Source organism: Winogradskyella forsetii, assembly GCF_013394595.1.
Classification (GTDB): domain Bacteria; phylum Bacteroidota; class Bacteroidia; order Flavobacteriales; family Flavobacteriaceae; genus Winogradskyella; species Winogradskyella forsetii.
This window is the reverse complement of record NZ_CP053348.1, coordinates 2,126,860-2,148,353: the sequence shown is the minus strand read 5'-3', so window position 1 is coordinate 2,148,353 and position 21,494 is coordinate 2,126,860. Positions and strand designations below refer to the sequence as shown.

The window sequence follows — 21,494 nt, the reverse complement described above, 5'->3', positions numbered from 1 at the left end:
TTTGCAAATTAATGCTGTTTTTGTTTTTATAAATTGTTTTTCCAAGTGTGCGAGGAAAAAGCAATGTTTTATATACGTTGTTGTAAGCAGTGTTTTTAATAGCCCAATGTAAATTGCCCTTTTTCTAATTTTAAATTACATTGTTTAATTACGTCCATTCCTATTATAACATCGCAAAAGTCATATATCGTGGGTGTTACAGCACTTTCTATTTTAAACATATAATTAACCTTTATAATGTTTAAGTATATATTGCAAATTGATGTCTCTTTAATATTTCCTTCGACATCCGTATAGTTGTAAGTCCCTTTTGATGGTTTTAGGTTTAGAATTTCCTTTACTTTAGGACTAATTCCTGTGAAAGTAGAACCTGTATCCAATAAAGCCGTAAAATAATTGCATTGATTATTTTCAGGATTTATCACACATACTTCAAAGGTTATTTTATCTTCATTATTAAAATCCTCTGAAAACATATTTTTTCTTTTTATAAATTGAATTCTGTTGAATTGGTAATCATTTGAGTTCAATATACAATTATTATCATAATATATATTTTCAAATTCTTCTCTTATTTCAGTTGTCATACGTGTTGCTTACATTGCTTACAACGTTGATGTATATGGTTTGTTGCGTGTTTTAAGCACCTAATTTAGCAAATACAAACCGAATAGAAAATCCGCGAGGATTTTCGTAAGTAGGCTAGAACTAGCAATAAATTATATACGGTGTTGCCAACTGGCTTTTTATTCAGAGCATTATATTTTTTTCAGTCCATTCATCATTGTCAAAACTCGAAAATATTACTGCATCTAATTCACAAGGATAAATGTTTGCTTTTAAACACAATTCTTGAATTCCGTCCGACACAAAATGATAATATCCTTTATCGCTCAAAGGTGATGAAGTCAAACTCACAGGAAATCCAAAATCATTTAGCCAACTTGCAATTCTCGAATCAATCGGAAGTTCATATTTAGTCAATCCTAAAGCTTGAAGGAAATTCCTTGATTGTTTTGGTCCAAAACCTTTAAGCCAATCATTTAAAAAATCCGCTAATTCTCTTTCAGTTTCTTTGGATTGATTATTATTCAAGTATTCTAATTTTGATATTATATTCCAATTGTCAAGTTCAATTTTCTTAATGTTCTCTGCGAAAAAAGCGGAAATTTTATTTATATATCTTGTTAGTCCGTTTTTCTGAAGAATTTGTTTTATTAATAATTCTATGTTTTCCGATTCAGCGATTAATTCAGACGTAATTGGAAAAGGTTTTAGGCTTAAAAATTTTCCAACGACAGAATTTGGTCCCGAACGTTGTTGAGATGTCAAAAGGCACATCATTAAATTCAGGATTATGATATTCTTGTTTATCTCAATGTTCTTTTTTTCGACATTTCTTTCTCTCCGATTTTTTAAGAAGAAATTGTCATTTTCTTTCATAACAATTTTTACTTTTTGAATATCGGATTCGTTAATATTCCAAGAAATTTTCATTCAGTTCGGGATTTTTTTCAGCTTGTTGGCAACGTATTTGTGTATTGTTAGTTGCGATTTAAAATAAATTCAATTCGGGATTGGTAAAATGCAAGCATAGAAACCATTAGTTAAGGTGTTGCAAAGTGTAGCAATTAATTATACACGGTGTTGTAAAACGTTTTAATTCCATATTGTTATGTCAGACGAATTTAAGGAATATTTTAAAGATACATTTACTATTTCTCAAAATGATGTTTCAGTTCGCTTTGATGAAAAAAAACAAATTCAATTATTCTATTTAGTTAATGGCGAACCGAAAATGATTCAAGCTACTATTGGTAATTTAATTCAACCTTTTTTAAATAGTTTAGAAAATGATTCCGAAAACGCAGAATCTAAATGGGCTTTAAGAGGTGTGTTTAAAACTGATTGATTTGTAATATAAAAACCAACATCATATTCAGAAAAAATGAAATCATAAATAGATTCAAATTCTAATTCATTTTCTTTCAAATAATCTGAATATTTAATTTTAATATCATTTAATAGATTATGGAATTTTAAGTAAGCATCAGCTTTTTCTTTTCCATACATTATTGTTAATTCTTTTTCATTCATATTTTATTAATTTAATTACACATTATGTTGCAGAGTATAAAATTAGCAGGTAGATTTATTTGGGTTAATGAGAGTTTAGGTCAAGTGGAATATATTCAATTTTCAGAAAAAACCAATTCAGAAACAAGTAAAGGCGATGACTTAATTTTTTCTGACAAAGTAAATTGACCATTATTATTGTAACCTATAGCAAACATTGAATACTTTCCAAATTTACCATTTTTTTTAAAATCTATTAATTCAGATTTTGAGTAATTGAGATTTTCAATACTAAATATTTTAGAATTTACTTTATCAATTATAGACAAAGTCATTGTGTTATTATTCTTTATTTTAAATACTAAAGCTAATTCGTCTTTAGTTAGATTATTATACAAATATTCATAAGGTTCGATACTTTCAGTTTCGTCTTTAAATATAATTGAGATTAAAGGAGGCTCTACACTATAATCTTTAGATTTAAAAAACTTTAAACCTAAAGAGTTTTTAAAATATTCTTCAAATTCCTTTTCTTTCATAACTTTTTATTTTTTTCCTTTTTATTCAATTCTGATTTTTCTTTATTTCTCTCCATTACGTTTTTGAACGCTTGTAATCTCGCTTTTTCGTTTCTACTCATTTTAGGTTGATTATTTTCTTTTTCCATTTCTCAATTTTTTCAATTCCGCTTTCTATAAAGGGCGATTCCAAATGTTTTACAACGGTTTTGTATAAGATTAGTTGCGTTGATTAAGCGACTAATTTAGCAAATACAAACCGAATAGAAAATCCGCAAGGATTTTCGTAAGTAAGCTTGCACTAGCAATTAATTTTATACGGTGTTAGCTAACGTATTTTTAGTTTTTCCAATGATTCAAAAACTTGATTTTTAGATTCACTCAATGGAACAATATATTCTCCTTTGCTATTAATAACTGCATACTTATTTGATTCTTCAACCAATCCAAGAGATTCTTTAAATCCATTTTCCTTTAATTTCCAAAAAGAGCTAGATGGTGATTCTTTGCTTCCAAATACAAATAAGGATTCAAACTTATATTCTGTTAATTGATTGCCTTTTTGGTCAAATATTGCCCATTTATTATTTTTCTTAAATGCAATTATTCCTTCAAACTCTCTTATATAATCATTATGCGTAAATGGAACTAGAGTGTTTCCTTTTAAATCAATCAGTCCCCATTTTTCATTTTTTCTTGCAGCTGCACACTCTAAATGAGGATAACGTAAAATTTCATAGACGGATTCATATAATATTTTACCGTTAATGTCCATAAAACCTACTTGACCATTATGTTTTCTGAAAACAGTTGTTTTATTATAATATTTGCTAACCGAGTAGAATTGAGGTTTTATAATTTCATACCCACTTTTATTGATAAACCCATATGAACTATCTATTCTAACAGCAGCTCTATTATTATGAAAATCTCCAAATGCGGTATATTTCAAATTAGTTAGAAATTCTCCATTGCTTTTAACCATAGCATAATATTGTCCTTTACTTACTCGTAAAGTATCCGAACCGATTTTTTTAAACCAATCGTAAACAGGTTCCAATATTGGTTTGCCATTTAAATCATAAATTCCATATGTTTTTTTAATATTTCTTGTATCTGTAAATTGTGTTTCTGAAATAAGGCTGTCCTTTTGTTTTTCTACAAACAATTTTTCATTTTTCAAATAAATCTCGCTGAATATTAGTGGAAGTACTACTTGATTATTTTTATTTAGAACACCACACTTATATTCGTGATAGTATTTTGTTCTGTTTTTAACATAAATCAGTGAATCATTTAAAAAGTAGATTTTATTATATTCAAATGGTATGATTAATTTGTTATTGGTATTAATTACACCAGCCTTATTGTTTTTATAAACGATTGCTTTGTTTTCAACAAATTCATTAGCGTATTGGTATTGAGGTTTAATAATAATACCTGCATCATTTTTATATCCAAAAAGACTATCAATTTCAAATACTTTTAGTTCTTGTGAAAAGCAATTAACACTAATAATAAAAAGAAATATGGTTTTGAAAATGTCGTTCATTTATATGTTAGCTAACGGTTTTGTGTATGGTTAGTTGCGTGTTTCAGCAACTAATTTAGTAAACAAAAACGAACGCGAGAAAATTCCGAAGGAATATTCCAAATAAGCAACGACCAAAGCAATTAATTATACACGGTGTTGTACACTGGCTTTATTGCTTCTTCGTGAAATAATAATTTTCAGCTTCTATATACTGTTGGAAATTGAATCCAAAGAAGTGGTTCATTACAACACTAGCCAAGTGAGAATTAATGAAATAATAACTTCTAGGTTTTTTTTCATTTTTCAATTTATACACTAAATGTTCCTTTAGTTGTGTTTCAAAATATAAATCACTGTTTAGAATTTCTAGTTCAGCTTCAATCGGATTTCCGAAATCTTTAGTTACCCAATCAGAACTTAATGAAAACCGGTAACGAGTTGTTTTACCTTTTTGGATTAATCTAAATCCAAATGAATCTCCAGAGTCATAATGCATATAAGAATAAATTAAATCAGGTTAATTGAAGTAATTATAAATCTTTTTTATTAGTTCACTATTTCCATTTACCAGAATTTTTTGAGTAAAATTAGAATTCGTAATTATAATTCCTTGTTCGTGAAAAGTTATTCTTATGTTTTTTTTATCTCTTGTGTCAAATCCATTGATCCAGTTGTCATTTTTCTCATAATTATCACCAAAGAAATGTTTATAAATTTCTTCAGAGTCATATTTTGAAATATCTGTTTTAATAAAAATTCCAGAAGGTGTTAATGGGTATTTTTCTTTAATAGAATCACATTTTTTTGAACTGTTTATAAAAAAAACAGGAATCAAAAGTAAAAGAAGTTTATTCATGAAAGTGCGTTTTTAGCTTGTGCACAACGTGTTTGTATATGGTTTGTTGCGTGGTTTAAGCATCTAATTTAGCAAATAAAAACAGCATAGAAAATCCGCGAAGATTTTCGTAAGTAGGCGAGAACCAAGCAATAAATTATATACGGTGTTGTACACCGTTTTTTACCAATCGTCTTTATCGTCTTTATTTTTTAAAAAGCTTAATAAACTTAAGTCAATCTGTTCAAGTTTTTTGACTATCTGCGGAATTATTTTTTTTCCATAATTCTGTTGTGATTCGTAGTCTTTTTTAAATTTCTTGTCGTTTTTTATTCGTTTGATTGCTGCTTTTTTTCCAATTCCGTCATAGTTTTCCATTGCTTTTAGGCTAAACTCACGATACTCTTCTAAACTCATAAAATATACAGCCAACGACATTGCAGCATCAGTTCCGTCGAAAAGTAAATCAGATATCTCGATTTTATATCGTCCATCTTTGAATTTCAAGTCAAGAGTATATTCTACTTTTCGGGAAGAGTAAACGGTTGCTCCATAAGCTGTGAAGTCAGCACCAACATCAAAAGCTCCTTTTGTCAAAATGTTGTCTTCGTTATTAATTCGAGTAACATAGTTCGAGTTGTTATAAGTTTTAGCAACCCAACGATTTGCTTTATCCTTTAATTTCTTTTTCTTTAATTCGATTTCTTGAACTCGGTCAACATAAATTTTTCCGTTTATTGAATCAACCACAACTTGCGCTTTTCCAATAAATCCAGTTAAAATAAATGTCAGTATTATAAATGTTCTCATAGTTTTTGTATTATACTGAAATAGGTTGACCTTTTTTTAGTGTTTTTTCACACGTTCAAAAGATTTTTTTCAGCCGTTTAGAAGGCAAAAAAATAGTTTGAACTAGGCCTGTTATTAAATCGTTAGTTCAGGTAAATTTACATTATTTTTTCTATAGGATTTGTATTTGATGTTAGGATTCAAATGTACTTCGGCAGGTTTTCTTAGATCCAGGCTAAAATGAGTTCTTAGATTGTTATAAACATGGACAGCTTGCTCAGTCATTTTTTGAGCCAGATCTGTGTTCTTAATGGTTTGCTTTAGACCATATTCGTACTTTAGGGTTCTGTTAATACGTTCTGCAACAGCGTTTTCGTAAGGGTCATATTGTTCGGTCATGCTCATTGTGATGTTGTTGCTTTCTGCAAATTCTGTGTACTTGGGATTGCAGTACTGGAATCCTCTGTCTGAATGGTGAATGAGCTGCTTCTTTGGATATTTTCTGTTATTAATGGCCATAGCGAGTGCATCTGTGCAAAGTGATGTTCTCATATGGTTATCGAGTTTATAGCCCATAATCTGTTTAGAATAGGCGTCTGTCACTAGTGCTAAGTAGTTGTGACCATTTTCTGTTTTAATGTATGTGATATCACTTACCCAGAGTTGTTCTGGTCTGCTAGGAACTTGGCCTTTAATGAGGTTTTTATATTTTTTGTACATGTGATTAGAGTTTGTTGTGGTGATGTAGTTTTTGCGTTTAGGAACCAGTAAGTTATTATACCTTAAAAAGCGATAGAACTTGTCTCTACCTATTTTAATATTGGCGTTAGTAAAGTCTTGTTTAAGCTCCTTATGAAGTTTGATTCCACCAGTTTTAGAGCCTACTTTTTTACGGTAGTCCTTTACCATTTTGATTAGTTTTTGATGGTCTATTTGTTGTTTTTGTTGTGTTTTGAGTCTTTTGTAGAAGGCTTGTTTAGATATCCCAAAACATCCATAGAGCCATTTTCTTTTATACGGGCTTTTTTCTTTAGCTCTATCTCTTTTGCCAATGTTTTGGGCAATGACTTTTTTGACATATCCACTCCTGTAATAAGTTCCATATCAGCGATAATGTCTTGCTGGAAGTCTTTTTGAAACTCTAGTTCTTCAATCTTTTCCTTAAGTTTTTTAATTTCCTTGTCTTTACTCATACCATTGTTTTGTTGGACTAAGGTACTGTATTTTCTCAACCAATAGGTAATGGTGGTTCTGGGAACATCATACTTTTTAGAGGCAAAGTTTGTAGATATCTGACCGTTTAAGATTTGGTCAACGACTAAAAGTTTAGTTTCCAGAGTTACTTTTTGGTAGGTTTTTTTTCGCCAGTGCTGTTTTTGTGCTTTCATAAGTGACTATAATTAAAGGTTTAATTTTTAGTCAACCTATTTCAGGAAAGTTCATTTCTCAAATGGTGTACAACGGTTTTGTATATGATACGTTGCGTGGTTTAGCACGTAATTTAGCAAATAAAAACCGAATAGAAAATCCGTGAGGATTTTCGTAAGTAGGCTCTCACCAGCAATGGATTATATACGGTGTTGGGCGTAGTTTTTTTATTCTTTTAATTGAATCACTATTCCGCCAAACCTTGCTTCTTCCGCAAAATATTCTTTTACGTTAATGTAGCATAATTCAGAGTCATATTTTTCTTTTTGTTCAGTTCCAATGTAATAACCTTGACAGCCACCTCCAGACCAATGAGTATTGAAAAACTCTACTTTTCTTCCACTAATATCAGTTATTTTTTCATGACAACTTCCACAAATAGATTTAGGATATCTTTGTTGAAAACCTTTTTCCACTTTACAATTAGAGCATAATTGTCTAAACTTTATTTTCTCATCACGTTTGAATTTGTTCGTCTCATCCATATCTGCATTTATCAGCAGATTATCCCAATTTATAATTTTCCAATATTCATCATAGCTAAATTCCATTTTATCTCTTAATTGATTAGTCGATTGAATAATCAAAGGTTCTAATTCAGATAAGTGTTTGTCAATATTCTTAATTCTATAAGGTGAATATTTTAAATACCACTTATCTTGCTCAGAGATAAATTCCCAAAAACTATTAATAGAATCAAAATTCTTAATGTTCAAATCAAAATCTTTTTCGGATTTTTCTTTTTTATTTAATCCAAAAAGTTTGGTTATAAAGTTCATTCAGATTCTGTTTTTCAAATTACGCCCAACGTGTTTGTATAAGATTAGTTGCGTGATTTAAGCACTAAAGTTAGCAAATAAATCACAGATAGAAAGTCCGCGAGGACTTTCGTAAGTAGGCTTTAACCAAGCAATTAATTTTATACTTTGTTGGCAACTGGCTTTCCTCAATATGGAAAGTGTTCTTCGTTTTCGAAATCATTGTAGTTATAATCAACAGCAAATAATTCACTATGTTTTCTAGATGTTGGTATTTTCGTGAAATGAACTAATTTTAGGTAAGCTCTGTCTTTATAAATCCAATAATGAGATGCCTCAAGAATCAAATTACTATAAAACTGTATTTTGTCAAGTAAAGTTGGATAAATAACTTTAAGTGGCATTTTAGCAATTTGATTGGATACATCATCCCAAGACCAATCTGTTTTTCTAGCCCAGTAATCGAATGAAAAAAGATTCTTTCTTTCTTCATTATTTAATCCATCTATTTCTTTTGGTAAATCAAATCCGATAAGAATTTTTGAGCACTCTAAAACAGTTTTAAAAACGTCTAATTGTTGAACCTCTGTCCAAGCATCGTAATGCCAAGTGTCTGCATATAATTCAAATACAGATTTTAAATTTCTTAAAAGTGTTCGATGAGCATAGATAATGTCGGATATACTACTTTCATAAGCAATCTTCTTTACGTTCAGTCCAGATATAGTGTTCTCAAATTTCTCTATTTCTTTTTCAGTTTTGCTATCATCTTTACTTACTAATTGAATTGCAGGTAAAAATTCAATTGTTTTAGATTTTTCACTTTTATCAAGTAGGACCGTAGCCTGCCAAAAAATTGATTTTGTAAAATAAATTCTCTCTGTTTTTAAATCTACTGCAAATACAACAACGTGTGTTCTGAAACTTAATTCAGTCCAATATAATAAAGTTGATTGCTTTATTCCACTTACTGTTGGTACTCCATCATTCCTAACATATACCTCTTCAGCACTTTTGACTTGAGCTTTTAAGTATTTTCCGATTAATTCATCATTATGTACAAACTCAATTTCAAAATCAATTCCATAGTCGTTTTCAGTTACATTTCTAAATATTCCAATATCTTTCAGTCGATAAAGTAAAATAGCAAAAGAATCCGATTGTGATTTATGTTGTTTTATTCTTTTTGGAAAGTTCATTTTTAGTTCGGTTGCTTTTTAGCTTGTTGCCAACGTTTTGTGTATGATTAGTTGCGTGGTTCAGCAACTAATTTAGTAAACAAAAACTTGCCAGAGAAAATTCCGAAGGAATTTTCCAGATAAACACTTGCCAAAGCAATTAATTATACACGGTGTTAGCAACTGGCTTTTTATCCGGTTTATATTTCTTTCCAAATGATTTTATAATTCGGAAATTGGCTTTCAAATCGTTGTTTTAATTCCGCTAATTCTTCTGAATCGAGATTCTGATGCTCAATTTCAATTCCGATTAAATGGTCACTTAAACACCAACCTTTGCAAATTAATTTTTGCTCACTTTTGGCTGAATTCAAGGTGATTTCTTGTCCGTGTTCAGTTCCGTAACTCATTAAGTTGACTTTGCTCAATATTTTTTGAATTTTGAGTTTAATCCACTTTTCATTCGGTAAATTAATATTTTCAGGATTTATTTCCTCCGTTTTCAGAAACTTAAAATCCGAGCTTTTAACTGCATTAATAACTTCTGTAGGATATTCTTTCGACCAAGTATAATTTCTGTCGTATGTCATAAATTTATAAAACAGAAAAAATCCTAATATTAATAGGATTGGATAAAATATCAATTTATTTCTTTTCGCTTTGTTCAAAAGTTCGATTTTCAGCTTGTTGCTAACGTTTTGTGTATGATTAGTTGCGTGGTTCAGCAACTAATTTAGTAAACAAAAACTTGCCAGAGAAAATTCCGAAGGAATTTTCCAGATAAACACTTGCCAAAGCAATTAATTATACACGGTGTTAGCAACTGGCTTTTTATCCGGTTTATATTTCTTTCCAAATGATTTTATAATTCGGAAATTGGCTTTCAAATCGTTGTTTTAATTCCGCTAATTCTTCTGAATCGAGATTCTGATGCTCAATTTCAATTCCGATTAAATGGTCACTTAAACACCAACCTTTGCAAATTAATTTTTGCTCACTTTTGGCTGAATTCAAGGTGATTTCTTGTCCGTGTTCAGTTCCGTAACTCATTAAGTTGACTTTGCTCAATATTTTTTGAATTTTGAGTTTAATCCACTTTTCATTCGGTAAATTAATATTTTCAGGATTTATTTCCTCCGTTTTCAGAAACTTAAAATCCGAGCTTTTAACTGCATTAATAACTTCTGTAGGATATTCTTTCGACCAAGTATAATTTCTGTCGTATGTCATAAATTTATAAAACAGAAAAAATCCTAATATTAATAGGATTGGATAAAATATCAATTTATTTCTTTTCGCTTTGTTCAAAAGTTCGATTTTCAGCTTGTTGCTAACGGTTGTGTATATGGCTCGTAGCGAGCAAATTAGAAAATTATTTTAGGATTAAGTACAAGCCAGATTTTTAAATTTTACTATTTATCTTTTTTTATTGGAAATCGTCAAATTTAAAAATTTGGCGACTTTCCAGATACGCTTTTACTTCGATTAAACAAATAATAAGCTATGAGCTATATACGTTGTTGCCCACAGTATTTTATTCAGTTTCTAATTCAATCGTTATTTTTTCTCCTTGTTCAACCATAGGGCGAATATTTTCAACTTCATCCCAATTTTCTTTTGCACTTGGTATTTGTTCGGAATATAGATGATAAACTGCAAATATTTTTGCGTCAATAGTAATATTCTGTTCTTTAGCGTTTTTCAAAATCCAATAGGGTACAAAAGCTAAATCTATTTTTTCCATTTTACCAATAGTTTCAGGTTCCGTTGTGTCTCCTGATAAGTAGATTTTTTTATTGTGCCAAGTTATCAAATACGAGTAGTGACGAAATGAAATACCGAATACCGTATGGTCAGTTTTATTAGCCTTTATTTCAAAATTTTCTATGGATTCTCCCAATTTTTCTAATTCCGAAATGTTTGAAACACCATAAGTCTGTCCACCTTTGTCTTTCATCACTTTTTTTAGATTTTTTTTAGAGTAATGGTCAGAGTGTTTATGTGTAAAAATGAAAATAGAGTTTTCTTTAATACTATCTAATTCCGATTCTTTAAATTCCATATATCCGTGAGCTCCCGATTTGTATGGGAAATCAATGTAGAAATTTGTGATGCCATCAGTCATATGAAGTCCGCAATTCCCTATAAATTCGATTTGAATTTCTTTTGTTTGTGAAAATCCAAAAGTTATAATTAGGCAAAAAATCAGAGTAAAAATTTTGTTCATATTCGTGGTTTTATATTGTGGGCAACGTGTTTGTGTATGGCTCGTTGCGGAAAATCAGTTATGATTTTCCGACGTAACCGAAAGATAGCAAATTGCAATGAATTCCGGTTAGGAATTCAGCCGCAATGAGCTATACACGGTGTTGTAGCACGTTTTTATTTTTTCAGTTGTTGTTTAATTTTTTCTCTGTCGTATTCCAAAATCCACTTATCAAATCGGTCATAAATTTCATTCAATAATTTCTTATCGGTTGCAAGAATATCTAAACCTCTGTCATCATAAATATGGAATATCAATTTTTTGTCAATATTCATAAGGTAAACTTCTTCTCGAATACAAGGTCGCATTGTTGGGAAGTCCGTGTTACATAATCCGATTATTAAGTTGTCAATATCAATATTCTTTATTTTTTCTTTGATTAAAAGTCTGTTCCATTTTTCATTTGGTTCATACCTATTCGCAACTTTGTCAAATACGTTTTCTGTTTTTGAACCTTTTAATAGTTTAAAAATAAAATTCGATTTCTTAATCCGTTGTTTTCTCCACTTGTAACTAAATACAGATAAATAAACTGTGTCGTTTTGTTCAAAGCAGAATTCAAATAGTTTTTTAGCTCTGTGATAAACTTCACTAAAATAATCTTCATCATCAGTATCAACAGGGTTTGTAAATTCCTTTTGCAAGTCAAACCTTAATCCTAAATTCCAATTATAAAATAATGGCATTTTGATTTTCAGTCCGCTGAAATTATCTTTTAAAAAGTCTAAATATTCCGTTTTTAGGTTCAATAGATTTCGGTTTTCTCAAATGTGCTACAACGTGATTGTGTATGATTAGTTGCGTGTAAATAAGCACGAACTTTTCGGATTAAAACTGACCTTAAATATATAAAAAAGCCAATGAATTAAGCACTTAACAGCAATTAATTATACACGGTGTTGGCAACAGTTATTCTGTCCTAAAAGGTATTTAATTAACTTGGTTTTCTCATAATCTTTTCGGACAACACATTTTTCTAAATTCCATTCAGAATATTGTTCTACTAATCTAGATTTTATTATAGTCAGCGAACTTTTTTGATAACCTAAAAGTTTTTTGCTTTCTACATTGTTTATTGAACGATTAATCTTTTGTTCCAAAGCAACTAAATTACCTAAAGAGTTTAAATTTTCTCCCCATTCAGATTTTATTAAATCACGATTTGTTAAATCTTCGTCATTGTATGACTGTATATGCTCAATGTCAATCGGATTCCAAAAGAGATTCTTCTTAACGTTTTTAATATCTTCTGGTAAATTTGATGTAATATCTTCCTCTAACAAGGCCGAAAGTCTGCAAAGTATGTTTTTGACCTTTGCGCTATATAAGATATCGCCTGACATAATTTGGTTTAGTCTTTGCTTTTTCCAGTCATAATGCTGATTAATTTTTTTGTTAATATGTTCCATTACAGAATCAAACGAATCGTTTACAATAAGTTTGATTAGTTGACTTGTAAAGGAACTATTGATTTCATTTATTGATTTTTGGTAAATTAAACTGTAAATCAAATATAATTTTGTTAGCTGTTTTGTAAATATTGCCAACTTATCGTATTTGTATTCATCATCCTTTAAACTGTTTAAGACCAAAAAACTTAAAATCCAAAAGCGACCGTATCTTGACCACCACCATAAGTGAAGTAATCCAGCATTTTCAACATTCGAATAGGAATTGTTTCTCCATTTTTCTTCCCAATTATATCTCAAATCGATTAGTGTGTTTATCTCACTTAATTTTAATTCGAGATTGCTCGATTTAATAGAATTTCTATAATGTTCCCATTGATTGATATTGAAAATTGTTTCAAACAATCTGTCAAAAAAAGTATTTGCTCCATAAGTGTATAGAACATTTGGAAGATTGTATTTAGCGATTAGGTAGAATTGATAAATATGTAAGATGCTTTGAATATTTGCAATTTCACTTTTAAATGATTTATTCTTTACATCTATTTTTTCGTATAAAGCACTAATTTCATTAAAAACTTGCTTGTTTTCGCTTTGCAAGTTTAAATATTCATACATACGAATCTTGAAAATATCCCCTGCATTAAGGTCTAAACCAGTTGTGTTGATTGCATCAAAAATCTGTAAGGTTTTGGATAAACTCGCTTTTGTTTCTATAACAACAAAATATACATTTGAGAAAAGATGATTTATGAAATTCTCTATATTAAAAAGTTCCGTGTCTGTTTGATTGTCTATTAAAACACTAATTAATTGAGCGTTGTTTAGATATGTATTTAAGGAATTTTCTAATGGAATTTCAATGTTATTTTGAGACAACAACTCATTTAAATTTAACTGCTGTTCGCCATTATTAACTTCTGTTTTTAACCAATTTAGCCTAATATCATCTAATAATTGTGAATCAGAAAATTTTAATTTTAAAACTTTTAGTAGAATTAAAAAGGTTGTAATTCTCTGTTGACCGTCAATAATATTTTGTGTGTTATCGCTTTTTAGTTCGGATAATTGCATCGTTCCAATAAACATTGGTTCTGCATCTTTATCTTGTTCATAACCCCAAAATGAGGCAAAAATATCATTGATGAATTTCTTAATTTGGGATTCAGTCCAAGAATAAGGTCGTTGATAAATAGGAATTACATAATTTGTGGTTCCGTTTAATATGATATTTTCTTCGGATTGATTGTTTTGTCTTAAAGTGTAAGTTCCTGCGTTTATTGAAAATGCCATTTTTTTATTGCTGATGAAATTCTTGAAGTTTTAAACTTAAATCTTGAAGTCTAACTAAAAACTGATATATCTCCGAAGAAACTTTACTGATTTTGACTAAATTTTCTTGTTTATAAAAATCTTCAAGGCTCGGTAAAACTAAATAAGTATATAAATGAATAATGTGATGATTTTCACGTTTAGCCAATTCATCATAAAAGTTTAAGCTTTCAAAATCTGGATGGCTTTCTATAAAAATATTCCAATCATTTTCCAATTGTTTGAATTCATTTGTCAACTTTGCTTCGTCAATACATTCTTGTAATGTATTATGTTTAGCAGGACAAATCCATTTATCTGACATCATAATTAAACGAACTTTCCCATCGAATGGATGCGAATGCAGTTTTAACCAATGTCCCCAATTTTTCTCTGAAAATTTGATGTAAGCATTTGATTGAACCCTTTTTCCTTGTGGTTTTATAAGATTTGCAATTTCGGGAAGTTGTTTTTTCATTTCAGGAATTAACAAATTTCTTAAATGTTTCAAGAAATTACCTCTATGATAATCAACTACAGGCTTGTCAAAAGCTTCAAGATTAGTAACAGATGAAAGGGAAATTATAGAACCAACAAAGTCTTCTACATCTTCTTCTTTTTCGTTAATTGATATTTTTAAACTGTTTAACAGTCTTGAAATACTTAACGCTCTTTTTTTTAAATAGTGGTCGTTTTCACAAAGTCTGAATAGAACTTGTTCCCATTCTTCGTCAAATTCTTCTGATTGATTTAGTTTGGCTTTGCTTTGTTCGTCAAGAGATTTTAGATTCATTTGCAAAGCAATGTTTTCATTCCATTTATCAAAACCAGAATACATAGTCAAAAGTTTATAAACTGGTGGAAATGCAATTTGAATACTAACCAATGTGAAATTGACAAGTAATTCCAAATCATCATTTAATTGGTCATTCTCTTCTGAATTGCCTTTTGTAGCATTTATGCAACTTATCAAAGAAAGTGAATTTAATAGTCTTTTTAACGCTCTTGGATTTGTACCAACAGATAAGTTAGAAATTTCTGAAAATTTCGAAATCAGTTCAGTATTTTTAGAATGTGCTTCATCTATGTAATTTATTGAAAATAAACTTTCTTTTAGGAAATTGTCAATTTTATAACTTGTAACTGGCATTGAAAATGGCACTTGAATGATTTTATCAAAAAATGACCTAAATTCTCTTTCATTTTGTTCTGAAATTTTACCAAATTTTGGCTCAAGTCCTTTTATTACAACGTCATAATCAATTGCCAAAACGAAAACACAATTTTTTAATGTGAAAATGTTTTTGAGTAATTCTAAAAGTTGTACTGCAACTGGTGGGTCAATTCTATCTAAATCATCTATAAAAAAGATGAAACCTTGTTTATCATCTTTTTGAATACAATTTTCAATGATAGTTTCTAATTCTGTTCTAATTTCTGAAATTGATGATTTACCTCTTTCTGTGAAAAGGCTTTCCACAACTTCCGATGAACCATCAATAAATTTATTGGCTGCTGTTTTTGCAGCAAATTTCATTGCTGTTTTTCCAACTCCCCAAAGTTTATTGACAATTTTTTGAGTTTGCGTTTCGTCAACGTTAGCAATCTTTGAAGTTTCTTGTATTAATCCAGTAATTATGTCTATCAATGTAGAGGAAGCGTCTTTCATTAAAGCATATTCCCAAGTGTTTAACCAAACAGAATGGTAATTTGAATTATCTCCATCACTTAAATTCTTTTTGAGACTGTTCATTAAAGAAGTTTTTCCGCTTCCCCATTCGCCTTGAAGTGCAATTGTTATAGGTGTGTTTGTGTGGTTGATAAATCTTGTAAGTCCGTTCTCAAAAGGCTCAATTCCAAAATTATCTTTTTCGCCATTGGATATATTTCTTGGAATATCCGTTATGCTTGATTTTAAAATGCTTCTCATAATTTTATTAAATGATTGAAATTAATGCAGATAATTGGTCTCTTGTAAGAGAGCCATCAATATAGTATTCTGTACTACCATATTTGTTTTTGCTCTTAATTTCATTGCCATCTATATAAAATCTTACATTTCCATATTTATTTTTGTCTTTAACTTCTTTTCCGTCCAAATAATAACGTGTAGTTCCATATTTGTTTTTTTCTTTTATTTCGTCTCCGTCCAAATAGAATTTTGTATTTCCATACTTATTTTTTTCTTTGATTTCTGGTGAGTCAATGTAGAACAAAGTTGTTCCATATTTTTTATCCTTGATTTCATCTCCATCGATATAGAAAATTGTTTTTCCGTATTTTTTGTCTTTTATTTCAGCCATTTAGTTTAGGTTTTTTGTTCTTATCGCGATTTTTGTTTTAATTGTTGCCAACGCTCAGTGTATGGTTTGTTGCGTGATTAAGTTACTAATTTAGCAAACTTTGACGAGCCTGAGAAAATTCCGAAGGAATTTTCCAGATAAGCACTTGGTAAGCAATGAACTATACACAATGTTGTATGCCGTGTTTTATTTTGGTTTGTTGTTCCGCTCTGATTTTTAAGTCCAGCTTGTCATTCCGACGTTGTTCTCAGAATTGCAGGACTTTTGGGTTTAGAAAACCAACTTCGCAAAAATTTTCAATCGTCATTTTCCGAACGGCTTGTCAGTCCGACGTTGTTGGATTTCTTTTCTTAGGTTTTGCTTGATAGTCCGATTTTAGCTTTTTATTTTTTCTTTTACGTACGAGAGTCCAGTCCGACGTTTTGTTTTTTAAAATCAAGCTTTTTTCTTAAAATTCCGAACTTTTTTTTTTGATTCCTTAACTTTTGTATGCCGCTCGTAACTCTTTGACCACATGGCATACAACGTTGATGTATATGGTTTGTTGCGTGTTTTAAGCACCTAATTTAGCAAATACAAACCGAATAGAAAATCCGCGAGGATTTTCGTAAGTAGGCTAGAACTAGCAATAAATTATATACGGTGTTGCCAACTGGCTTTTTATTCAGAGCATTATATTTTTTTCAGTCCATTCATCATTGTCAAAACTCGAAAATATTACTGCATCTAATTCACAAGGATAAATGTTTGCTTTTAAACACAATTCTTGAATTCCGTCCGACACAAAATGATAATATCCTTTATCGCTCAAAGGTGATGAAGTCAAACTCACAGGAAATCCAAAATCATTTAGCCAACTTGCAATTCTCGAATCAATCGGAAGTTCATATTTAGTCAATCCTAAAGCTTGAAGGAAATTCCTTGATTGTTTTGGTCCAAAACCTTTAAGCCAATCATTTAAAAAATCCGCTAATTCTCTTTCAGTTTCTTTGGATTGATTATTATTCAAGTATTCTAATTTTGATATTATATTCCAATTGTCAAGTTCAATTTTCTTAATGTTCTCTGCGAAAAAAGCGGAAATTTTATTTATATATCTTGTTAGTCCGTTTTTCTGAAGAATTTGTTTTATTAATAATTCTATGTTTTCCGATTCAGCGATTAATTCAGACGTAATTGGAAAAGGTTTTAGGCTTAAAAATTTTCCAACGACAGAATTTGGTCCCGAACGTTGTTGAGATGTCAAAAGGCACATCATTAAATTCAGGATTATGATATTCTTGTTTATCTCAATGTTCTTTTTTTCGACATTTCTTTCTCTCCGATTTTTTAAGAAGAAATTGTCATTTTCTTTCATAACAATTTTTACTTTTTGAATATCGGATTCGTTAATATTCCAAGAAATTTTCATTCAGTTCGGGATTTTTTTCAGCTTGTTGGCAACACCCATATAAAGTTACTCAAGCTATAAAAGTAACGTTATTTCGCTTATATCTATACTTGTTGAGTGTTATTAGTAAAGTTAGACATATTTAACAACCTATCAAGTGGACTGTTAATTTTTTTATTATTTATTTCAATCGTCTTCGTATAAATTTGCGTGGTTCTTGGCGATGCATGACCTAGCATATTTTGTACATGCCGTAAATTCACATTGTTCATAATGCAATGCGTTGCGAAACTGTGGCGCAGCGTATGGACGGTTGCCCATGGATTAATTCCTGCATCCTCTAATGCCTTTCTGAAAAACTTCCTCACACTGCCTTGAGTATATTGACCGCCAAAACGACCTTCAAATAACCAATAAGAAGGTTTGTAGCTAATGTAATAACTTCGCAATAATGGTAATAGGCTAGGGGAGAGTACCGTTTTTCGATCACGTTTGCCTTTGCTGTCTTTTATAAATATATAGCCATCCTTGGAGTTAATGTCTTCAATTCTTAAATTTATAACTTCACTTATCCGCAATCCGCCACTATATATAGTCCATAGAATGGCTTTATGCTTTAAATTTTCGGGCGTATTAATTAACTTGATAACATCTTGTTCCGAAAGAACATTTGGAATAGGGGATGCTTTTTTTGGTCGTTCAATATTATAAAATGCTTTAGGACGTTTTAGAACATGCTCATAATAAGCCTTTATGGCATTAATGAGCTGGTTTTGCATACTTTCACCAATTCCATTTTTCTTAATGAGATCAAAAATAAAACTTTCGATGTCTTGCCGCTCTACTTGCGCAAGGTCTCTATCTCTGAATTTCATAAGAAATATGGACAACATTGATTTATAATTCTGAATTGTGTTTTGACTGTAACGTTTCAGAATAAGGGTTTTTTCAAGTTTCAATAAAGCTTCAATACCTGCTTCATTCATCCTAACTTTAGGTAAGGGTCTATAGGGCTGAGCGTGGGATACCCGAATTTTTGTTTTACAAATGGCTTTAATGTACTCCATATTTTCAGGGGAATTTACCAACGACCAAAGTTTTTGGTGAGGGTGCCAATAACTGGAATCCATTTTTTTAATTCTTGATCTTATATCATGGAACTCATATGGTATTTTTAATTTAATACGCTTGGCGTTAGGTAAGGGTTGAAAGAGAATTATATATGATTGTTTCATTGACACTAATCTAAGAAGACAATTAATAGAAAGATTGAAAGAATAAATTTAAAATATAATCAGGTAATATTATGTCTAATTATTTAAATAGTCGTTTTAACCGTTATAAACGGATAAATTATGGTAATTTACAGTAATATAATGCTTTAGGATTTTTCAATAAGTCAGAAAATAATTACTAATTATGAGCAAAATCAAATCCAAGATCCCAAAAACCTGTAAAATATGTAACACATTTCTAGTGGGAAGGAGGGATAAGTTGTTCTGCTCCATTCGATGTAAAAACTACTACCATACAAATCTTCGGCGTGTGACTAGAGATGCCGCAGTTTCCATTGATAAAATATTGCACCGCAACCGTTCCATTTTGTTGGAACTCACTGGAAAGACAAAAAAGCCAATAAAAATTAATAGGCTACACCTCGATAAGAAGAAATTTAATTTTAAATACCACACACATACCCAAGTTAATAGTAAAGGAAAAACTTATCACTACATTTATGATTTTTGGTGGATGAGCTTTAGCGATGACGAGATACTGATTGCCAGACGTTAACCAATATAGGATAAACAAACAGTCTAAAATCATTTGTTCAACCTTGAAAAACGCCTACTAATACAGCTAAAGCATAGCAGTTCAAGTTTTGGATAATAATTATATGAGAAATTAGGTTCTTATAAGACCTTAATTATTCGGGATTTGCCCTTTGCCTTTTAAGACTGAAATTAATGATTTCTGAATAAAAGGATAAATAATAACACCAAACCCTAGGTTTTTACTTTTTTCTGAAACTTAAGTCCAGAAAAACTATCGGATAGGTCGTTTTAAAGGCCTAAGTCATAAGACAAGACATAATGATGTGTTTAGGTTTTGGTGCTAAGAACAGTTCTCAAAAGGACAAACCATATTTTGCTAGAGTTTCAACTCCTTTTCAATCTTTACTATTATAGTAAGGATAGTCAAGTTGAAAGATTTTTGAAGCGTAAGTAAAATAAAAAATTTAGGGGTTTTAAAAAAAGCTATTCTTCGAATTCCTCCATAGTATGATACACATTCTGTACATCATCATCTTCCTCTAGCTTCTCCAATAATTTTTCAACATCTTCGGCCTGTTCTGGAGTAACCTTTTTGGTCACTTGGGGAATACGCTCAAAACCGGATGAAATGATTTCTATATTATTTGCTTCTAAATACGACTGAATGTTTCCAAAACTTTCAAAAGGTGCATAGATCATAATGTATTTTTGTTCGTCGCCATTTTCATCTTCATCAGTGTCCTCAAAAATTTCCTCAACGCCAAAATCAATCAATTCCAATTCCAGTTCTTCCAGATCAAAATCCTTGTCTTCAATTTTAAAATTGCAGGTATGGTCAAACATAAAAACCACAGAGCCCGAAGTTCCTAGGCTACCGTCGGTTTTGTTAAAGTAAGATCTAACATTGGCAACCGTTCGCGTATTATTGTCAGTCGCTGTTTCTATAAGTACAGCAATGCCGTGTTGGGCATAGCCTTCAAAAACCACTTCTTTATAATCCCCTTGGCTTTTATCACTAGCCCGTTTTATGGCACGTTCTACATTGTCTTTGGGCATGTTCACGGCCTTGGCATTTTGTATCACTGCCCTTAAACGTGAATTGCTATCAGGATCAGGACCACCTTCTTTTACGGCCATTACAATGTCTTTACCAATACGTGTAAAGGCTTTGCTCATGGCAGACCAACGTTTCATTTTTCTTGCTTTTCTAAATTCGAAAGCTCTTCCCATTTTAAAATATATTTTTAGTTCCCACGCAAAATGGGAATCATGTTATTGAGTATTTAAAGTGCCTAAAGTTGAATTGTTCGGAAGGCATAGCAAATTTAATAAAATATTGAAAGTGTATGAGCATGATTGATGGTAAATCTTAATCGATTAGTTTTCGAAAGAAATGACTTATGCATACCAAGTAAAAAGTAACAATAATTAAGTATAAATTGGGAAACTAAAAGAAATCACGGAAGCTCAAAAAATTGAGATCATAGTATTTTGAATGTTAGTTGTTGTATTTTATTACACCACAAACCACACTTTTTACTGCCCACTGAACACTGAACACTGAAACCTGAATCACTCCTCAACCTCAACAATATCCTCAATAGCTTGCGCCAATTTAAAGTCCTTATCAGTGACACCATCAGCATCATGTGTAGATAATGAAATTTTAAGAACATTGTAAACATTGCTCCAATCCGGATGATGGTTTAAAGCTTCGCACTCAAAAGCAATTCGGCTCATGGCACTAAAACAATCCTTAAAATTATCGAATTCAAATTCCGCATGGATGGCATTGTCATGATAGTCCCAGTCTGGAAAATGTAATAATTTCTTTTCTATTGTATCGTCGTCTAATTTCATAGTGGTGTATTAAATGTTATTATCATTTAGTTTAAAAATAATATAAATTAACTAATCTCGGATTGAA

Annotated in this window: 25 protein-coding genes; 2 read left to right on the top strand and 23 right to left on the bottom strand. The window is 30.5% G+C overall.

Going from position 1 to position 21,494, the window contains the following annotated elements:
* Positions 1-95: 95 nt before the first annotated feature.
* Together HM987_RS09300 and HM987_RS09295 are read right to left on the bottom strand one after the other, a co-directional pair.
* Complete coding sequence (locus tag HM987_RS09300; protein WP_179007411.1) at positions 96-587, bottom strand: pepsin/retropepsin-like aspartic protease family protein; 492 nt, start codon at positions 585-587, stop codon at positions 96-98.
* A gap of 163 nt (positions 588-750) precedes the next feature.
* Entirely contained in the window at positions 751-1,497 is a 747-nt protein-coding gene (locus HM987_RS09295) for a hypothetical protein (RefSeq protein ID WP_179007381.1), read from the bottom strand.
* A gap of 178 nt (positions 1,498-1,675) precedes the next feature.
* Here HM987_RS09295 and HM987_RS09290 point away from each other — a divergent pair, with 178 nt between their 5' ends.
* Entirely contained in the window at positions 1,676-1,912 is a 237-nt protein-coding gene (locus tag HM987_RS09290) for a hypothetical protein (RefSeq protein WP_179007409.1), read from the top strand.
* 280 nt (positions 1,913-2,192) lie between these two features.
* Here HM987_RS09290 and HM987_RS09285 read toward each other — a convergent pair whose 3' ends face one another.
* The 19 genes from HM987_RS09285 to HM987_RS09200 all read right to left on the bottom strand — a co-directional run bounded on the left by HM987_RS09285 (position 2,193) and on the right by HM987_RS09200 (position 18,862).
* A complete protein-coding gene (locus HM987_RS09285) occupies positions 2,193-2,615 on the bottom strand; it encodes a hypothetical protein (RefSeq protein ID WP_179007406.1) in 423 nt (140 codons plus the stop codon).
* Positions 2,612-2,743 carry a hypothetical protein gene (locus HM987_RS19680; protein WP_256867325.1) on the bottom strand — a complete coding sequence of 44 codons (132 nt, stop codon included), beginning with the start codon at positions 2,741-2,743 and terminating at the stop codon, positions 2,612-2,614. Before HM987_RS19680 ends, HM987_RS09285 begins: the two co-directional genes overlap by 4 nt.
* Positions 2,744-2,922: 179 nt before the next feature.
* Complete coding sequence (locus tag HM987_RS09280; protein WP_179007403.1) at positions 2,923-4,146, bottom strand: WG repeat-containing protein; 1,224 nt, start codon at positions 4,144-4,146, stop codon at positions 2,923-2,925.
* A gap of 151 nt (positions 4,147-4,297) precedes the next feature.
* The gene (locus tag HM987_RS09275; RefSeq protein WP_179007401.1) at positions 4,298-4,624 is read right to left on the bottom strand and encodes a hypothetical protein; all 327 of its coding nucleotides are present in this window, start codon (positions 4,622-4,624) and stop codon (positions 4,298-4,300) included.
* A 21-nt stretch (positions 4,625-4,645) separates the two neighbouring features.
* Positions 4,646-4,984, bottom strand: coding sequence for a hypothetical protein (locus tag HM987_RS09270; RefSeq protein ID WP_179007398.1), 339 nt, complete (start codon positions 4,982-4,984; stop codon positions 4,646-4,648).
* A gap of 162 nt (positions 4,985-5,146) precedes the next feature.
* On the bottom strand, positions 5,147-5,773 hold the full coding sequence (locus HM987_RS09265) for a DUF4468 domain-containing protein (protein WP_179007395.1): 627 nt from the start codon (positions 5,771-5,773) through the stop codon (positions 5,147-5,149).
* A gap of 114 nt (positions 5,774-5,887) precedes the next feature.
* A complete protein-coding gene (locus HM987_RS09260) occupies positions 5,888-6,736 on the bottom strand; it encodes an IS3 family transposase (RefSeq protein ID WP_229724688.1) in 849 nt (282 codons plus the stop codon).
* Positions 6,682-7,140, bottom strand: a complete 459-nt coding sequence (locus HM987_RS09255; RefSeq protein WP_229724670.1) for a helix-turn-helix domain-containing protein — start codon at positions 7,138-7,140, stop codon at positions 6,682-6,684. Before HM987_RS09255 ends, HM987_RS09260 begins: the two co-directional genes overlap by 55 nt.
* A gap of 207 nt (positions 7,141-7,347) precedes the next feature.
* Positions 7,348-7,959 (bottom strand): hypothetical protein, encoded by a 612-nt coding sequence (locus HM987_RS09250; RefSeq protein ID WP_179007391.1) that lies wholly within the window; start codon positions 7,957-7,959, stop codon positions 7,348-7,350.
* A gap of 167 nt (positions 7,960-8,126) precedes the next feature.
* Positions 8,127-9,137, bottom strand: coding sequence for a DUF4365 domain-containing protein (locus HM987_RS09245; RefSeq protein WP_179007387.1), 1,011 nt, complete (start codon positions 9,135-9,137; stop codon positions 8,127-8,129).
* A 179-nt stretch (positions 9,138-9,316) separates the two neighbouring features.
* Complete coding sequence (locus HM987_RS09240; RefSeq protein ID WP_179006550.1) at positions 9,317-9,706, bottom strand: hypothetical protein; 390 nt, start codon at positions 9,704-9,706, stop codon at positions 9,317-9,319.
* A gap of 250 nt (positions 9,707-9,956) precedes the next feature.
* Positions 9,957-10,346 (bottom strand): hypothetical protein, encoded by a 390-nt coding sequence (locus tag HM987_RS09235; protein WP_179006550.1) that lies wholly within the window; start codon positions 10,344-10,346, stop codon positions 9,957-9,959.
* A gap of 304 nt (positions 10,347-10,650) precedes the next feature.
* Entirely contained in the window at positions 10,651-11,343 is a 693-nt protein-coding gene (locus HM987_RS09230; RefSeq protein WP_179006561.1) for an MBL fold metallo-hydrolase, read from the bottom strand.
* A gap of 155 nt (positions 11,344-11,498) precedes the next feature.
* Positions 11,499-12,131, bottom strand: a complete 633-nt coding sequence (locus tag HM987_RS09225) for a DUF3885 domain-containing protein (RefSeq protein ID WP_179007384.1) — start codon at positions 12,129-12,131, stop codon at positions 11,499-11,501.
* 138 nt (positions 12,132-12,269) lie between these two features.
* Positions 12,270-14,084 (bottom strand): DUF262 domain-containing protein, encoded by a 1,815-nt coding sequence (locus HM987_RS09220; RefSeq protein WP_179005714.1) that lies wholly within the window; start codon positions 14,082-14,084, stop codon positions 12,270-12,272.
* 4 nt (positions 14,085-14,088) lie between these two features.
* Positions 14,089-16,032 carry a KAP family P-loop NTPase fold protein gene (locus HM987_RS09215; protein ID WP_179005712.1) on the bottom strand — a complete coding sequence of 648 codons (1,944 nt, stop codon included), beginning with the start codon at positions 16,030-16,032 and terminating at the stop codon, positions 14,089-14,091.
* A 7-nt stretch (positions 16,033-16,039) separates the two neighbouring features.
* Entirely contained in the window at positions 16,040-16,405 is a 366-nt protein-coding gene (locus tag HM987_RS09210; protein ID WP_179005710.1) for a hypothetical protein, read from the bottom strand.
* A 664-nt stretch (positions 16,406-17,069) separates the two neighbouring features.
* The gene (locus tag HM987_RS09205; protein WP_179007381.1) at positions 17,070-17,816 is read right to left on the bottom strand and encodes a hypothetical protein; all 747 of its coding nucleotides are present in this window, start codon (positions 17,814-17,816) and stop codon (positions 17,070-17,072) included.
* Between the two features lie 83 nt (positions 17,817-17,899).
* Positions 17,900-18,862, bottom strand: a complete 963-nt coding sequence (locus tag HM987_RS09200; RefSeq protein ID WP_229724668.1) for a tyrosine-type recombinase/integrase — start codon at positions 18,860-18,862, stop codon at positions 17,900-17,902.
* A gap of 478 nt (positions 18,863-19,340) precedes the next feature.
* On the opposite strand from HM987_RS09200, the gene HM987_RS09195 reads away from it, so the two are divergent.
* On the top strand, positions 19,341-19,586 hold the full coding sequence (locus HM987_RS09195; protein ID WP_229724666.1) for a hypothetical protein: 246 nt from the start codon (positions 19,341-19,343) through the stop codon (positions 19,584-19,586).
* A 464-nt stretch (positions 19,587-20,050) separates the two neighbouring features.
* Here the strand turns inward: HM987_RS09195 and HM987_RS09190 are convergent, their stop codons facing one another.
* Positions 20,051-20,797, bottom strand: a complete 747-nt coding sequence (locus HM987_RS09190) for a YebC/PmpR family DNA-binding transcriptional regulator (protein WP_179007372.1) — start codon at positions 20,795-20,797, stop codon at positions 20,051-20,053.
* Between the two features lie 342 nt (positions 20,798-21,139).
* Complete coding sequence (locus tag HM987_RS09185; RefSeq protein WP_179007370.1) at positions 21,140-21,427, bottom strand: 4a-hydroxytetrahydrobiopterin dehydratase; 288 nt, start codon at positions 21,425-21,427, stop codon at positions 21,140-21,142.
* Positions 21,428-21,494: the final 67 nt, after the last annotated feature.

What these genes read in the sequence shown, in the direction of transcription:
- HM987_RS09290 (WP_179007409.1), top strand. Translation starts at nt 1,676, where the DNA reads ATGTCAGACGAATTTAAGGAATATTTTAAAGATACATTTACTATTTCT.
- HM987_RS09280 (WP_179007403.1), bottom strand. Translation starts at nt 4,146, where the DNA reads ATGAACGACATTTTCAAAACCATATTTCTTTTTATTATTAGTGTTAAT.
- HM987_RS09240 (WP_179006550.1), bottom strand. Translation starts at nt 9,706, where the DNA reads ATGACATACGACAGAAATTATACTTGGTCGAAAGAATATCCTACAGAA.
- HM987_RS09200 (WP_229724668.1), bottom strand. Translation starts at nt 18,862, where the DNA reads ATGGAGTACATTAAAGCCATTTGTAAAACAAAAATTCGGGTATCCCAC.
- HM987_RS09245 (WP_179007387.1), bottom strand. Translation starts at nt 9,137, where the DNA reads ATGAACTTTCCAAAAAGAATAAAACAACATAAATCACAATCGGATTCT.
- HM987_RS09190 (WP_179007372.1), bottom strand. Translation starts at nt 20,797, where the DNA reads ATGGGAAGAGCTTTCGAATTTAGAAAAGCAAGAAAAATGAAACGTTGG.
- HM987_RS09210 (WP_179005710.1), bottom strand. Translation starts at nt 16,405, where the DNA reads ATGGCTGAAATAAAAGACAAAAAATACGGAAAAACAATTTTCTATATC.
- HM987_RS19680 (WP_256867325.1), bottom strand. Translation starts at nt 2,743, where the DNA reads ATGGAAAAAGAAAATAATCAACCTAAAATGAGTAGAAACGAAAAAGCG.
- HM987_RS09270 (WP_179007398.1), bottom strand. Translation starts at nt 4,984, where the DNA reads ATGAATAAACTTCTTTTACTTTTGATTCCTGTTTTTTTTATAAACAGT.
- HM987_RS09265 (WP_179007395.1), bottom strand. Translation starts at nt 5,773, where the DNA reads ATGAGAACATTTATAATACTGACATTTATTTTAACTGGATTTATTGGA.
- HM987_RS09220 (WP_179005714.1), bottom strand. Translation starts at nt 14,084, where the DNA reads ATGGCATTTTCAATAAACGCAGGAACTTACACTTTAAGACAAAACAAT.
- HM987_RS09275 (WP_179007401.1), bottom strand. Translation starts at nt 4,624, where the DNA reads ATGCATTATGACTCTGGAGATTCATTTGGATTTAGATTAATCCAAAAA.
- HM987_RS09295 (WP_179007381.1), bottom strand. Translation starts at nt 1,497, where the DNA reads ATGAAAATTTCTTGGAATATTAACGAATCCGATATTCAAAAAGTAAAA.
- HM987_RS09300 (WP_179007411.1), bottom strand. Translation starts at nt 587, where the DNA reads ATGACAACTGAAATAAGAGAAGAATTTGAAAATATATATTATGATAAT.
- HM987_RS09215 (WP_179005712.1), bottom strand. Translation starts at nt 16,032, where the DNA reads ATGAGAAGCATTTTAAAATCAAGCATAACGGATATTCCAAGAAATATA.
- HM987_RS09185 (WP_179007370.1), bottom strand. Translation starts at nt 21,427, where the DNA reads ATGAAATTAGACGACGATACAATAGAAAAGAAATTATTACATTTTCCA.
- HM987_RS09250 (WP_179007391.1), bottom strand. Translation starts at nt 7,959, where the DNA reads ATGAACTTTATAACCAAACTTTTTGGATTAAATAAAAAAGAAAAATCC.
- HM987_RS09230 (WP_179006561.1), bottom strand. Translation starts at nt 11,343, where the DNA reads ATGAACAAAATTTTTACTCTGATTTTTTGCCTAATTATAACTTTTGGA.
- HM987_RS09255 (WP_229724670.1), bottom strand. Translation starts at nt 7,140, where the DNA reads ATGAAAGCACAAAAACAGCACTGGCGAAAAAAAACCTACCAAAAAGTA.
- HM987_RS09235 (WP_179006550.1), bottom strand. Translation starts at nt 10,346, where the DNA reads ATGACATACGACAGAAATTATACTTGGTCGAAAGAATATCCTACAGAA.
- HM987_RS09285 (WP_179007406.1), bottom strand. Translation starts at nt 2,615, where the DNA reads ATGAAAGAAAAGGAATTTGAAGAATATTTTAAAAACTCTTTAGGTTTA.
- HM987_RS09205 (WP_179007381.1), bottom strand. Translation starts at nt 17,816, where the DNA reads ATGAAAATTTCTTGGAATATTAACGAATCCGATATTCAAAAAGTAAAA.